A 13128-nucleotide genomic window follows, 5' to 3' on the forward strand; every position below is an offset into this window, starting at 1 on the left:
GCCGCGCCGCCGCCGCCCGAGCCCAGCCGGTTCGAGCTGCCGCCGCTGGAGCTGCTGACCCCGCCGCCGGCCCGCCGCGCCACCGGCCCGACCGAGGAGGCGCTGCAGAACAATGCCCGCCTGCTGGAATCGGTGCTGGAGGATTACGGCGTGCGCGGCCGCATCGTCGAGATCCGCCCCGGCCCGGTGGTGACGCTCTACGAGCTTGAGCCCGCGCCCGGCACCAAATCGGCCCGCGTCATCGGCCTCGCCGACGACATCGCGCGCAGCATGTCGGTCATGGCGGTGCGCATCGCGACGGTCCCGGGCCGCAACGTCATCGGCATCGAGCTGCCCAACGCCAAGCGCGAGACGGTCTATTTCAGCGAGCTGCTGATCACCGACGACTGGAGCCGCCAGAGCGGCAAGCTGCCGCTGGTGCTGGGCAAGGATATCGGCGGCGCGCCGGTCATCGCCGACCTCGCCCGCATGCCGCATCTGCTGATCGCCGGCACCACCGGCTCGGGCAAGTCGGTCGGCATCAACACCATGATCCTGTCGCTGCTCTACCGCTTCACCCCGGATGAGTGCCGCTTCATCATGATCGACCCGAAGATGCTGGAGCTGTCGGTCTATGACCGCATCCCGCATCTGCTGGCCCCCGTCGTCACCGAGCCGCCCAAGGCGATCGGCGCGCTGAAATGGACGGTGCGCGAGATGGAGCGCCGCTACCGCGCCATGTCGCAGCTCGGCGTCCGCAACATCGGCGGCTACAACGAGAAGGTGCAGGCGGCCCTCGCCCGGGGCGAGGTGCTGACGCGCCGCGTGCAGACCGGCTTCGACCCCGACACCGGCAAGCCGGTCTTCGAGGACCAGCCGCTGGCGCTCGCCCCCCTGCCGATGATCGTCGTCGTCATCGACGAGATGGCCGATCTGATGCTGGTCGCCGGCAAGGAGATCGAGGCCGCGGTGCAGCGCCTGGCGCAGATGGCGCGCGCCGCCGGCATCCATGTCATCATGGCGACGCAGCGCCCCTCGGTCGACGTCATCACCGGCACCATCAAGGCGAACTTCCCGACGCGCATCTCCTTCCAGGTGACGTCGAAGATCGACAGCCGCACCATCCTCGGCGAGATGGGCGCCGAGCAGCTGCTGGGCCAGGGCGACATGCTGCACATGGCCGGCGGCGGCCGTGTCAGCCGCGTGCACGGCCCCTTCGTCTCCGACCAGGAGGTGGAGCGCGTCGTCGAATGGCTGCGCGAGCAGGGCGAGCCCGCCTATATCGAGGAAGTCACCGAGAGCGACGAGGAAGGCGGCGACAACGGGATGTCCGGCATCGCCGGCGCCTCGGATGGCGAGAAGGGCCTGTTCGACCAGGCCGTCGCCCTGGTGACGCGCGAGGGCAAGGCCTCCACCTCCTTCATCCAGCGCCACCTCTCGATCGGCTACAACCGCGCCGCCAAGCTGATCGAGCAGATGGAGAAGGAAGGCGTGGTCGGCCCCGCCAACCATGTCGGCAAGCGCGAAGTCCTGGCCCGCCGCACCGAGGACTGATTTTTTTTTCAGGCTGCTTTTCTTTCGGGCTGCCGCTGCCTGGCGGGGAGGCGGGCCGCGACACTGGGCCGGTGAGAAGGCTTCCCGTGTCGCGATCCCGTCGCGGCCCTGACCGGCAGCTGACAGAAAGCCGCCGTTGGGTTGAGAGGCGGGACGCTTTTCTTTCGGGCTGCCGCGGCCTTCGGGCGAAGCGGGACGCGACACTGGGCTGAAGTGCGGGCTTCCCGGTGTCGCGATCCCGTCCCGGCCCTGACCGGCAGCTGATAGAAAAAGGCGGCAGACGGCCCGGTGAAGAGCCGGCTGCAACGCTGGGCCTGGGTATCGGCGCTCAGCGCCGCGACCCCGTCCCGGCCGTGACCGGCAGCTGAGAAAAAGAACCGGCAGCGGACCGAAAAGACCAGGCGGCGGCGAGCATCAGTGCCGCGATCACCGCCATCATGCCGGCGGCGTTCAGCCCGTGGTCCAGCCCCAGCAGATGCGGCACCAGGATGGCAGCGCCATAGCCGCCGCCGCCCATGGCGATGGCCGCCGCGCCGGAGATCAGGAATTGCCGGCGGTAATCGTCGGTCAGCAGCCGGGCGATGGCGGCGGGCGCGATCAGCGCCGCGATCACCAGGATCGAGCCCACCGCCCAGAAGGCGGCGACGCAGGCGACCGAGACCAGCACCAGCACCACCAGCGACAGCCCGCGCGGGGCGAAGCCGATGCTGGCGGCGAAATCCGGGTCGAAGGCGGCCAGCCGCAATTCTTTCCAGAGCAGCGCCAGCCCGGCCAGGGTCAGCGCCAGCACGCCGGCCAGGGTGCGCGTCTCCTGCGGCAACTCGGCCAGCGCGGTGGGGTCCCAGAGCGAGGACAGGCCGGTGGCGGCGGGCCAGATCAGCGCCTCGAGCTGGCCATAGAGCACGCAATCCACGTCGAGATCGACGGCGCGCGCGCCGCTCAGCTCGATCATGACCAGGCCGAGGGCGAACAGGCCGGAGAACACCACCCCCATCACCGCGCCCGGCTCCAGCCGCGTCAGCCGGCGGATCAGGGTGATCAGCAGCGCGGCCAGCACGGCGGCGCCCATGGCGCCCACCACCATGGGCAGGGTGGCGCGGCTGCCGGAGACGATGAAGCCCATCACCAGCCCGGGCAGCACGGAATGGCTGATGGCGTCGCCCAGCAGGCTCTGCCGCGTCAGCAGCAGCAGGTTGCCCAGCAGGCCGCAGGCCAGGCAGGCCAGGATGGCGGCCAGCAGCGGCGCGAAATCGAGCTGCAGGAACAGGGTCATGCGCGGGCCTCCCGCCGCAGCCGGCGCTGGCGCAGCGCGAAGGCGACCACGCCGCGCGCCGGGGCAAACAGCAGCGCCAGCAGGAACAGGGCGCAGGCGGTCAGCGCGATGGTGGCGCCGGTGGGCAGACCGGGCAGCGCGGCCGACAGCCCCGCGCCGAACCAGGCCGAGGCTGCGCCGAGCAGGCCCGCCAGCGGCACCATCACCGCCAGCCGCTCGGTGGCCAGCCGCGCGGTGGCGGCGGGCACCACCATCAGCGACACCACCAGGATCAGCCCGACGGCGCGCAGCCCGGCGACGGTGACGGCCAGCATCAGCCCGAGCAGCGCGAGGTCGAGCAGCCGCACCGGCAATCCGACGCTGGCGGCGTATTCGGGGTCGAAGCACAGCACCGCCAGCGGGCGGAACAGCAGGGTCAGCAGGGCCAGCGCCACCAGCGCCAGCACGGCGATCAGCGTGGCGTCCGCCGCGCTCATCCCCGCCGCCTGGCCCAGGATGAAGCTGTTCAGCCCCGCCTGGCCGCCCACCGGCAGCGACTGCACCACCGAGACCAGCACGACGCCGATGCCGAAGCCGAGCGAGATGACCAGCGCCATCGCCGCATCGTCCCGCAGCCTGCCGCCGCGCGCGAGGGCACCCGCCACCAGCACGCCGAGCGCCGCGGTCAGCGCGCCGCCGCCCAGCAGCAGCGGCAGGGAGCGCGGGTTCCACCCCATGGCGGCGGCCAGGATGAAGGCCAGGCAGATGCCGGGCAGGGTGGCGTGCGCCGCCGCGTCGGCGATCAGCGCCCGGCCGCGCAGCAGCACGAAGCAGCCTAGCGCCCCGGCCGCCAGCCCGAAGGCGGCGACGCCCAGCGCCACCACCCGCGCATTGTAGCCCCCGCCCAGGGCCAGCACATGCATCAACCCTTCCATTTTTTTGCCAGGCTGCCGCTGTCGGGTTGGAAGGCGGGACGCTGCAGGGGGGCGTGCAGCATGCTGGTGGCGAGCAGGCCTGCCGCGTCGGGCGAAGCCGCTCCGTTCATGGCGGGCTCCTCGCCTCCCGGCCCTGACCGGCTGGCGGAAATGGCGTAGGCCAGCTCGCCGGGGGCGGAGACGGTGATGCGCCCGCCATAGGCGCGGGCCAGGTTCTCCGGCGTGAAGGTGGTCCGCATCGGGCCGGCGGCGATGACGCCGCCATTCAGCAGGCAGACCTCGGAGAAATAGTGCGGCGCCGTGGCCAGGTCGTGATGCACGGCGATGACCGTGCGGCCCTCCCGCCCCAGGCGCTGCAGCACGGCGATGATGGCGCGCTCGGTGGCGGCGTCGACGCCGGCGAAGGGCTCGTCCATCAAATAGAGATCGGCCTCCAGCGCCAGGGCGCGGGCGAGGAAGACACGCTGCTGCTGGCCGCCGGAGAGCTGGCCGATCTGGCGCCCGGCGAAATCGGCCATGCCGACCTCGGCCAGCGCGGCGCGGGCGCGCTCGCGCTCGGCGCGCGGCAGCGGGCGGAACCAGCCGACCCGCGGATAGCGGCCCTGGCTGGCGATCTGCAGCACGGTGGCGGGGAAGTCCCAGTCGACGCTGGCGCGCTGCGGCAGGTAGCCCACCCGGCGGCGCGCGGCGGAGAGCGGCTGGCCGAAGAAGCGCACCTCGCCCGAGAGGCGCGGCACCAGGCCGAGCGCCGCCTTCAGCAGGGTGGATTTGCCGGCGCCATTGGGGCCGACGATGGCGGTCAGCCGCCCGGCGCCGGCCTGCCAGCGCACATCGCGCAACACCGGCGCCTCGCGATAGGCGACCGAGAGGCCCTCGACCGCCAGCGCCGGGGTGGTGCTGCTCATCGGGCCTCGGCCAGCTTGCCGGCGAAGCCGCGCGGCGGCGCCGCGCCGCCCAGCGCTCGGGTGATCACCGTGACATTGTGGTCGATCATGCCGGGATAGGTCCCCTCATAGCTGCCCGGCGCGCCCATGGCGTCGGAGAACAGCTCGCCGCCGATGGCGACACGGTGGCCGCGCGACGCGGCGCCCTCGACCAGCGCCCGCACATTGCGGTCGGAGACCGAGCTCTCGACGAAGACGGCGGGGATGCGGCGCTCCACCAGGATGCCGACCAGCTCCTCGATGCGGCGCAGCCCGGCCTCCGACTCGGTGGACAGGCCCTGGATGCCCATCACCTCGATACCGTAGCGGCGGGAGAAGTAGTTGAAGGCGTCATGCGCCGTGACCAGCACGCGCTGCGGCGCCGGGATCGAGGCGATGGCCTGCCGCGCCCAGGAATCCAGCGCTTCCAGCTCCTGCCGCAGCGTGGCCAGGTTGGCGTCATAGGTGGCGGCGCCGGCCGGGTCGCTCTCCTTCAGCTGGACCGCGATGCGGCTGGCGACCTGCGACCAGAGCGAGACATCCATCCAGACATGCGGGTCGGGATGGCCCTCGGCGCCCTCGGCGGCCAGCAGCGCCTCGCGCGGCAGCGACTCGGCCACCGCGACCACGGGGCGGCCGGTGCGGGCGATGCGGGTGAAGGCATCGGTCATTTTCCCCTCCAGCAGCAGCCCGCTGTAGAGCACCAGCCCGGCGCGCAGCAGCTTCGCCACATCCTCGCGCGTCGGCTTGTAGAGGTGGGGATCGACGCCCTCGCCCATCAGCACCTCGAGGGCGATGCGATCGCCGCCGATGCGCCGGGCCAGGTCGCCCACCATGGCGGTGGTGGCCAGCACGGACAGCTTTCCGGCGCCTGCGGCCGCGCCGCCGCGGGCGGGCTGGGCGGCCAGGCTCCAGGGCGCCAGCGCGGCGGCGGCGGCGCCGAGCAGCAGGGGCCTGCGCGACAGGAGGCGGGGGAGGGGCATCTCCGGCATTCTCCGTTGTGGCGTGGTCGTCATCTGGTGCCGGCAGCGGCACCTTCAAGCGTGGGCAGCAGAATGAAGCCAAGGCTACATTTTGCGCAAGGGGGGCGCGGCTGCTAGAGCGCGCCGAGAACGAGGGGCCCCGGCATGGAGCAGGACAAGGACATGGCGGCGGCCGATGGCGCCGACGAGGAAGCGGCCGCGCAGGCCCAGGAAGCCGCGCGCCATGCCTCGGCGCGCTCGGCCCGCGCCAGCGCCCTGCTGCATGACTATGTGGAACTGATCGACGACCTGCTGACCACCGGCGGCGAGGCGCGGCCGACCGACATCGCCCGCCGGCTCGGCGTCTCCCACGCCACGGCGATCAAGGCGGTGGCGCGGCTGAAGCGCGAGGGGCTGGCGCATTCCAAGCCCTATCGCGGCGTCTTCCTGACCGAGGCCGGGCGGGCGCTGGCCGCCGAGGTGCGGGCGCGCCACCGGGTGGTGGTGGATGTGCTGCTGGCGCTGGGCGTGCCGCCCGAGGTCGCCGAGATCGATGCCGAGGGCATCGAGCACCATGTCAGCGACGCGACGCTCGCCGCCTTCGAGAAATTCCTGGGGCGCTAGCGGAGCAAGGTCAGGGGAATGAATTCCCCTGAAACCCCTTCTTTTTTCTGTCAGTTTGGATCCACGCCGCCAGGGCCGCCAGACTCGCAGAAAAAAGAAGGGGTCCGGGGAATTCCTTCCCCGGCCTTTTTTCTCAGACGGCGAGCGCCCGGGCGAACACCGCCGGGTCGACATTGCCGCCGCTCAGCACGATGCCGGTGGTCTTGCCCCGCGCGGGCAGCTTGCCGGCCAGCAGCGCCGCCAGCGCCACCGCGCCGCCCGGCTCCACCACCACCTTCAGCGCCTCGAAGGCGAAGCGCATGGCGCGGAACACCTCCTCCGGGGTCACCACGGCGGCTCCCTTCAGCCGCGGCTGGTTGACGGCGAAGGTCAGGGCCCCCGGGCGCATCGACAGCAGCGCGTCGCACAGCCCGGCGCCCTTGCCGTCATTGGCCAGCCGCGCCCCGGCGGCGAGCGAGCGCGCGGTGTCGTCCCAGCCCTCCGGCTCCACCGCCCAGACGGCGGTGGCGGGGGAGGCGCCCTCGACCGCGAGCGCGCAGCCGGCGATCAGCCCGCCGCCGCCGGTGCAGACCGCCAGCGTGTCGAGCGACAGGCCGGCGGCGGCGGCATCCTCGACCAGCTCCAGCGCCAGCGTGCCCTGGCCGGCCACCACATCCGGGTGGTCGAAGGGCGGGATGATGCTGGCGCCGCGCTCCGCCGCCAGCCGCTCGGCCAGCACCTCGCGGTCGGTGGTGGCGCGGTCGAAGAAGGTGATCTCGGGGCCCCAGCGGCGGGTGCTCTCCACCTTGATGGCGGGCGCGTCCTGCGGCATGGCGATCAGCGCCCGCACCCCCTCGGACGCGGCGGCGCAGGCCACCGCCTGGCCGTGATTGCCGGAGGAATGGGTGACGACGCCGGCCGCGCGCTGCGCCGCGTCCAGCTTCAGCACCGCATTGGTGGCGCCGCGGAACTTGAAGCTGCCGGTGCGCTGCAGCGGCTCCGGCTTCACCAGCACGGTGCCGCCGGCCAGCTCGTCCAGCAGCGGGTGACGCAGCATCGGCGTGCGGACGACGCGGCCGCGCAGCCGCTCCGCCGCCTCCCGGACATCCTGGTGGCTGGGCAGGCGGGGCGGGATGGCGTTCATGCGGGCACCTTCTGGAAGCGCAGCGGGTCGAGCAGCGGCAGGATGGGCGCAAGCTCGCCCGGATCCTCGCCATTGACCAGGGCGGCCAGCAGGCGGCCCTGCGCCGGCGCGGTCTGGATGCCATAGCCGCCCTGGCCGATCATGTGGAAGAAGCCCGCCTCCTCCGCCGCGCCGATCGCCATCGAGCGGTCGGGCAGGAAGCTGCGCAGCCCGGCCCAGCTGTGCTCGACCCGGCGCACGGTGATGTCGAGCGCGGTCATCAGCCGGTCCACCGCGATGGCGATGTCGAGCTCGTCCGGCTGCGCGTCGCCGGGCGGATCGGGCGTCTCGTCGGCGGGAGAGAGCATCAGTTTTCCGCGCGCCTCGGGCCGGGTGTACCAGCTTGCGCCGACATCGCCGGTCAGCGGCCAGTCGGCGACCGCCCAGGGCGCGGGGTCGATGATCAGCGCGGTGCGCCGCATCGGCCGCAGGCCGAGCGGGCGCAGCCCGGCGGCGATGGCGACCTCGTCGCCCCAGGCGCCGGCGGCGTTCACCAGGATCGGCGCCACATGCACGGCGCCGCCCGAGGTCTCGGCATGCCACAGCCCGTTCTGTTTCCAGAGCCGCCCCGCGCGGTGGCGCAGCGCCAGCGCGCCGCCCTGCCGCCGCAGCACCCGCAAAAAGCCCTGGTGCAGCGCGGCGACGTCGATCTCCATCACCCCCGGCTCATGCGCCGCCGCCACGGCGTAGCCGGGGCGCAGCGCCGGCACCATGGCCTGCGCCTCGGCGATGGAGAGGGCGTGGAACTCCGCGCCCTTCTCCAGCAGGTCCCGCAACGCCGGCAGTTGCTCCTCGGGCGCCAAATGCAGCGCGCCGCGCGGCAGCAGCAGCGGTACCTCGGTGAAGCCCTCGGGCGGGGCGGCCAGGAAGCCGCGCGCGGCGCGGGTCAGGGCGCGGATGTCGGGATTGCCCCAGTTCGGCTCCCACAGCGCGGCGGAGCGGCCGGTGCTGTGGTAGCCGGCGCTGTCCTCCGCCTCCAGCAGGGCCACGCGGCGCGTGGCGGAGAGATGCGCGGCGGCGGTCGCCCCCGCCATGCCGGCGCCGATCACCAGCGCGTCGAAGCGTTCGGTCTGCATGGCGCGCATCCTGGGCGCGCGATGAAATCGCGGCAAGGGCGCCGGGTGATACGATGAATGATTGCGTGTGCGGCGCGGCATTGCCTAACCTCGGCCCCGCAACGAGTGGCCGCAAAGGCCCGGCGGCATCAAGCCGCCCGTGCGGAGGAGGTTACGGAATGGAAGGCAACGGGTTCTCCCGGCGCACGCTGCTGCGCGCCAGCGCGGCGGGTGCCGCCGCCAGCGCGCTCCCGCTGGTGAATGTGCATGGCCAGACTTCCGGCGGCAGGCTGGCGCTGGGCCTGTGGGACCATTGGGTGCCCGCCGGGAATGACGCGATGCGCAAGCTCGTCACCGAATGGGGGCAGCGCAACCGCGTCGAGATCCAGCTCGATTTCATCACCTCGGTCGGCAACAAGAACCTGCTGACCATCGCCGCCGAGGCGCAGGCGCGGCAGGGGCATGACATGCTCTCCTTCCCGACCTGGGAGGTGCATGCGCAATCCCGCCTGCTGGAGCCGATGGACGATGTGATGGGGCGGCTGGCCGAGAAATACGGCGCGCTGAACCCGATCACCGAATACCTCGCCAAGATCGAGGGGCGCTGGCGCGCCATCCCCGCCATCTCGGGCAGCCAGAACAAGCCGGCGATCGGCCGCATCGACCTGCTGAAGCAGCATGCCGGCATCGATGTGCAGGAGATGTTCCCGGCCAACGCCAATCCCGGCAGCAAGGCCGCCGACTGGAACTGGGACACCTTCCTGCGCGCCGCCGAGGCCTGCCACAAGGCCGGCTTCCCCTTCGGCCTGCCGGCCGGGCAGTTCACCGACGCCACCGACTGGATCGGCAGCCTGTTCCGCTCCTTCGGCGCCGAGCTGGTGAACAGCAAGGGCGACATCACCGCCAAGAGCGACGGCGTGCGGCGGGTGCTGGAATACAGCCAGAAGCTGTTCGCCTTCCTGCCGAACGACGTCTTCTCCTGGGACGACGCCTCGAACAACCGCGCGCTGATCTCCGGCCGCTCGGCGCTGATCTTCAACCCGCCCTCGGCCTGGGCGGTGGCCAAGCGCGACGCGCCGCAGGTGGCCGAGCAGTGCTGGACCTTCCCGGCGCCGGCCGGCGCGCAGGGGCGCTTCACCCCCTATCTGCCGTATTTCTGGGGCGTCTGGAGCTTCAGCCGCAACAAGGGCGCGGCCAAGGCGCTGGTCGAGTTCCTGAGCGAGCGCGACCAGGCGGCCACCATGGTCGCCGCCAGCAATGGCTACGACATCCCGCCCTTCACCAGCATGACCAGCTTCGACACCTGGGAGAAGGAAGGCCCGCCGCCGGGCACGGTGTTCAACTACCCGGTCAAGCCGCACCACAACGCGCAGCAATTCATCGCCTGCTACCCTGCGCCGCCGGAGATCGCGGTGCAGATGTACAACCAGGGCATCCAGGCCAAGATGATCGCCCGCGTGGTGCAGAACCGCGAATCGATCGACCGCACCATCGCCTGGGCGGAGCGCGAGCTGGAAGGCTTCAAGCGCGGCTGACCGGCCGCCGCCCGCAAGGCGCCGCATCCGGGGCGCGCCGGGGGAGGACCCCGGCGCGCCCCGCCCGCCACCGCCCAACCAGGAGAATGGCATGGCCGAAGCCACGCTCTCCGCAGCCCCCGCCGCGCATCCGGCCGCGCCGCGCAGCGCGCTGCAGAAACTCGCCCGGCGCAACTCCACCATCGCCTTCCTGCTGACGCTGCCGCTGATCCTGCTGATCCTCGGCCTGGTGGTGTATCCCTTCCTCTACGCCATCTACCTCTCGACGCTGAACCGGCGCATGACGCGCTTCATCGGCATCGAGAACTTCACCTTCCTGCTGTCGCGCGAGACCTTCTGGAACGTGGTGTTCCAGTCGGTGCTGTTCGCCGTCTCGGCGGTGCTGCTGAAGGCGCTGATCGGCTTCATCCTGGCGCATGTGCTGCACGCGCTGCCGGCCAAGGGCCAGCGGAAGTGGCGCGGCATGCTGCTGGTGCCCTGGGTGATCCCGCCGGCGATCTCGACGCTGGCTTGGTGGTGGCTGTTCGACCCCTCCTACTCCGCCTTCAACTGGGCGCTGATGGGCATCGGCGTCGACCCGGTGCCCTGGCTGGGGCAGACCGGCTGGGCGCGCTTCTCGGTCATCCTGGTCAATGTCTGGTACGGCTCGCCCTTCTTCATGATCATGTACCTGGCGGCGCTGAAATCGGTGCCCGACCAGCTGTATGAGGCGGCGGCGATCGACGGCGCAACGGGCTGGCAGAAGCTGCGCTACGTCACCTTCCCGATGATGCGCAACATCATCTCCATCACCGTGCTGTTCAGCCTGATCGTCACCTTCGCGAATTTCGACATCGTCCGCATCCTGACCAATGGCGGGCCGCAGGACACCACGCATGTCTTCGCGACCTATGCCTTCCAGGTCGGCATCCAGTCGGGCGACATCCCGCTCGGCGCCTCGGTCAGCCTGTTCATGTTCCCGCTGCTGGCGATCTTCGCGATCTTCACGCTGCGCGGCGTCAACAAGCGCTCGAAGGAGATGGCGTGATGAGCAGCAGCACCGCCGACGCCCCGCACTTCGCGCCGGAGAACAGCAAGCATGGCAGCCTGAAGCGCGAGCGGCGCTGGGCGATGATCGGCGCCTATGTGGCGCTGGCCGTCTTCGTCGTGTTCTTCATGACGCCGCCCTTCCACATGCTGGTGACCAGCCTGAAGAGCTCGGCCGAGATCGCCGACCTCTCCGGCAATCCCTGGTTCGTCGTGGCGCCGACGCTGCAGAACTACTGGGAGCTGCTGACCCAGGGGAACTACCTGATCCATTTCCGCAACTCGGTCATCGTCACCACCTGCACCGTGCTGATCAGCATGGTGATCTCGACGCTCGCCGCCTTCGCGCTGGCGCGGATGAAGTTCTGGGGCAGCGGCACGCTCGCCACCGGCGTCTTCCTCACCTACCTGGTGCCGGAGACCCTCCTGTTCATCCCGATGTTCCAGATCATCGGCGGCCTCGGCCTCTACAACAACATGTGGGCCATGGTGCTGATCTTCCCGACGCTGACCGTGCCCTTCTGCACCTGGATCATGATCGGCTACTTCGCCTCCATCCCGAAGGAGCTGGACGAGGCGGCGCTGATCGACGGCGCCGGCCACCTGCAGATGCTGTGGAAGATCTTCATCCCCGTGGCGCTGCCGGGCATCCTCGCCGCCATGATCTTCGCCTTTACGGTCAGCTGGGCGGCCTTCATCTATCCGATCGCCTTCCTGGTCAGCTCGGACCAGATGGTGCTGACCGTCGGCATCGTCTCCGACCTGATCCGGGCGGACACCTTCCAGTGGGGCAAGATCATGGCCGGCGCGCTGATGGCCGCCTTGCCGCCGCTGCTCGTCTATGCGTTCCTCATGGATTACTACATCGCGGGCCTGACGGCCGGCGCGACCAAGGGCTGAGGGAGAGACACGAGAATGGCGCAGGTAACACTCCGCAAGGTCGTGAAAGCCTATGAGGGCGGTGTGCAGGCGGTGAAGGGCATCGACCTCGACATCGCCGACCATGAATTCGTTGTCCTCGTCGGCCCCTCGGGCTGCGGCAAGTCGACCACGCTGCGGATGATCGCGGGACTCGAAGAAATCTCGGATGGCGAGATCGCCATTGGCGGGCGCGTCGTCAACGACGTGCCGCCGCGCGACCGCGACATCGCCATGGTGTTCCAGAACTACGCGCTCTATCCGCACATGACGGTGTTCGACAACATGGCCTTCGGGCTGATGCTGCGGAAATTCCCGAAGGACGAGATCAAGCGCCGCGTCGACAACGCCGCGCGCATCCTCGACATCACGCCGCTGCTGGAGCGCAAGCCGAAGGCGCTCTCGGGCGGCCAGCGGCAGCGTGTCGCCATGGGCCGCGCCATCGTGCGCGACCCCAAGGTTTTTCTTTTCGATGAGCCGCTGTCGAATCTCGACGCGAAACTCCGCGTGCAGATGCGCACCGAGATCAAGAAGGTGCACCAGACGGTCAAGACCACCACCATCTACGTCACCCATGACCAGGTGGAGGCGATGACGCTGGCCGACCGCGTGGTGGTGATGAATGGCGGCATCATCGAGCAGGTCGGCCCGCCGCAGGAACTCTACCACAACCCGCGCACGCGCTTCGTGGCGGGCTTCATCGGCAGCCCGGCGATGAACTTCATCCCCGGCCGGCTGGAGAACGGCGCCGGCGCGCTGCGCGTGCATCTGCCGGGCGACATCGTGCTGCCGGTGCCGGCCGAGCGCACCGCGCGCTACACGCCGCTCGCCGGGCGCGAGATCCTGTTCGGCATCCGGCCCGAGCATCTGACGGAAGCCAAGAATCTCGACCGGCCGCATTTCGCGCCGATGACCGCGACGCCCGAGGTCACCGAGCCCATGGGCATGGAGACGCTGGTGCATTTCAAGATGGCGGGGGCCGAGATCTGCGGCCGCGTCGACCCGCTGGCCCCGGCGCAGCCCGGCCAGCCTCTGCCCATGGCGGTGGATATGAGCAACATGCACATCCTCGACCCGCAATCCGGGCGCGTCCTGTGAACGGCCGCGTCGCCTGGGTGACGGGGGCCGGCTCCGGCATCGGGCGGGCCTGCGCGGTGGCGCTGGCGCAGGCCGGCTGGTGCGTCGCGCTGACCGGCCGCCGCG

At 70.8% G+C, this 13128-nt stretch carries 12 protein-coding genes; 6 read left to right on the top strand and 6 right to left on the bottom strand.

From position 1 onward, the window contains the following. Positions 1-1533: DNA translocase FtsK (locus HMPREF0731_RS12315; RefSeq protein ID WP_007004469.1), on the top strand; the 1533-nt coding region annotated here is incomplete at its 5' end. 328 nt (positions 1534-1861) lie between these two features. Here the strand turns inward: HMPREF0731_RS12315 and HMPREF0731_RS12320 are convergent. The 4 genes from HMPREF0731_RS12320 to HMPREF0731_RS12335 are packed head-to-tail and all read right to left on the bottom strand — an operon-like array spanning position 1862 to position 5626. Continuing rightward, positions 1862-2806: a metal ABC transporter permease gene (locus HMPREF0731_RS12320; RefSeq protein ID WP_007004470.1), complete on the bottom strand. Its 945-nt coding sequence runs from the start codon at positions 2804-2806 to the stop codon at positions 1862-1864. Then, positions 2803-3708, bottom strand: coding sequence for a metal ABC transporter permease (locus HMPREF0731_RS12325; RefSeq protein ID WP_007004471.1), 906 nt, complete (start codon positions 3706-3708; stop codon positions 2803-2805). Before HMPREF0731_RS12325 ends, HMPREF0731_RS12320 begins: the two co-directional genes overlap by 4 nt. Then, on the bottom strand, positions 3708-4625 hold the full coding sequence (locus HMPREF0731_RS12330) for a metal ABC transporter ATP-binding protein (RefSeq protein ID WP_007004472.1): 918 nt from the start codon (positions 4623-4625) through the stop codon (positions 3708-3710). The genes HMPREF0731_RS12325 and HMPREF0731_RS12330 overlap by 1 nt, the downstream gene beginning before the upstream one ends. Further along, positions 4622-5626 (bottom strand): metal ABC transporter solute-binding protein, Zn/Mn family, encoded by a 1005-nt coding sequence (locus HMPREF0731_RS12335; RefSeq protein ID WP_157136085.1) that lies wholly within the window; start codon positions 5624-5626, stop codon positions 4622-4624. The genes HMPREF0731_RS12330 and HMPREF0731_RS12335 overlap by 4 nt, the downstream gene beginning before the upstream one ends. Positions 5627-5770: 144 nt before the next feature. Between HMPREF0731_RS12335 and mntR the strand changes: the two genes are divergently transcribed. Beyond that, positions 5771-6229 carry a manganese-binding transcriptional regulator MntR gene (mntR, locus tag HMPREF0731_RS12340; RefSeq protein WP_007004474.1) on the top strand — a complete coding sequence of 153 codons (459 nt, stop codon included), beginning with the start codon at positions 5771-5773 and terminating at the stop codon, positions 6227-6229. Positions 6230-6362: 133 nt separating this feature from the next. Here the strand turns inward: mntR and HMPREF0731_RS12345 are convergent, their stop codons facing one another. Together HMPREF0731_RS12345 and HMPREF0731_RS12350 are read right to left on the bottom strand one after the other, a co-directional pair. Further along, positions 6363-7352, bottom strand: coding sequence for a threonine ammonia-lyase (locus HMPREF0731_RS12345; RefSeq protein ID WP_007004475.1), 990 nt, complete (start codon positions 7350-7352; stop codon positions 6363-6365). Continuing rightward, positions 7349-8467, bottom strand: coding sequence for an NAD(P)/FAD-dependent oxidoreductase (locus HMPREF0731_RS12350; protein WP_157136086.1), 1119 nt, complete (start codon positions 8465-8467; stop codon positions 7349-7351). Before HMPREF0731_RS12350 ends, HMPREF0731_RS12345 begins: the two co-directional genes overlap by 4 nt. A gap of 158 nt (positions 8468-8625) precedes the next feature. Here HMPREF0731_RS12350 and HMPREF0731_RS12355 point away from each other — a divergent pair, with 158 nt between their 5' ends. From HMPREF0731_RS12355 to HMPREF0731_RS12370, 4 genes are all read left to right on the top strand, one after another. After that, complete coding sequence (locus HMPREF0731_RS12355; protein ID WP_007004477.1) at positions 8626-9981, top strand: ABC transporter substrate-binding protein; 1356 nt, start codon at positions 8626-8628, stop codon at positions 9979-9981. 91 nt (positions 9982-10072) lie between these two features. After that, the gene (locus HMPREF0731_RS12360; protein ID WP_007004478.1) at positions 10073-11008 is read left to right on the top strand and encodes a carbohydrate ABC transporter permease; all 936 of its coding nucleotides are present in this window, start codon (positions 10073-10075) and stop codon (positions 11006-11008) included. Then, entirely contained in the window at positions 11008-11907 is a 900-nt protein-coding gene (locus HMPREF0731_RS12365; protein WP_040613091.1) for a carbohydrate ABC transporter permease, read from the top strand. The genes HMPREF0731_RS12360 and HMPREF0731_RS12365 overlap by 1 nt, the downstream gene beginning before the upstream one ends. Positions 11908-11922: 15 nt before the next feature. Then, positions 11923-13023 carry an ABC transporter ATP-binding protein gene (locus tag HMPREF0731_RS12370; protein WP_007004480.1) on the top strand — a complete coding sequence of 367 codons (1101 nt, stop codon included), beginning with the start codon at positions 11923-11925 and terminating at the stop codon, positions 13021-13023. The last annotated feature ends 105 nt before the right edge of the window (positions 13024-13128 follow it).

It is taken from the genome of Pseudoroseomonas cervicalis ATCC 49957 (assembly GCF_000164635.1).
Taxonomy (GTDB): domain Bacteria; phylum Pseudomonadota; class Alphaproteobacteria; order Acetobacterales; family Acetobacteraceae; genus Pseudoroseomonas; species Pseudoroseomonas cervicalis.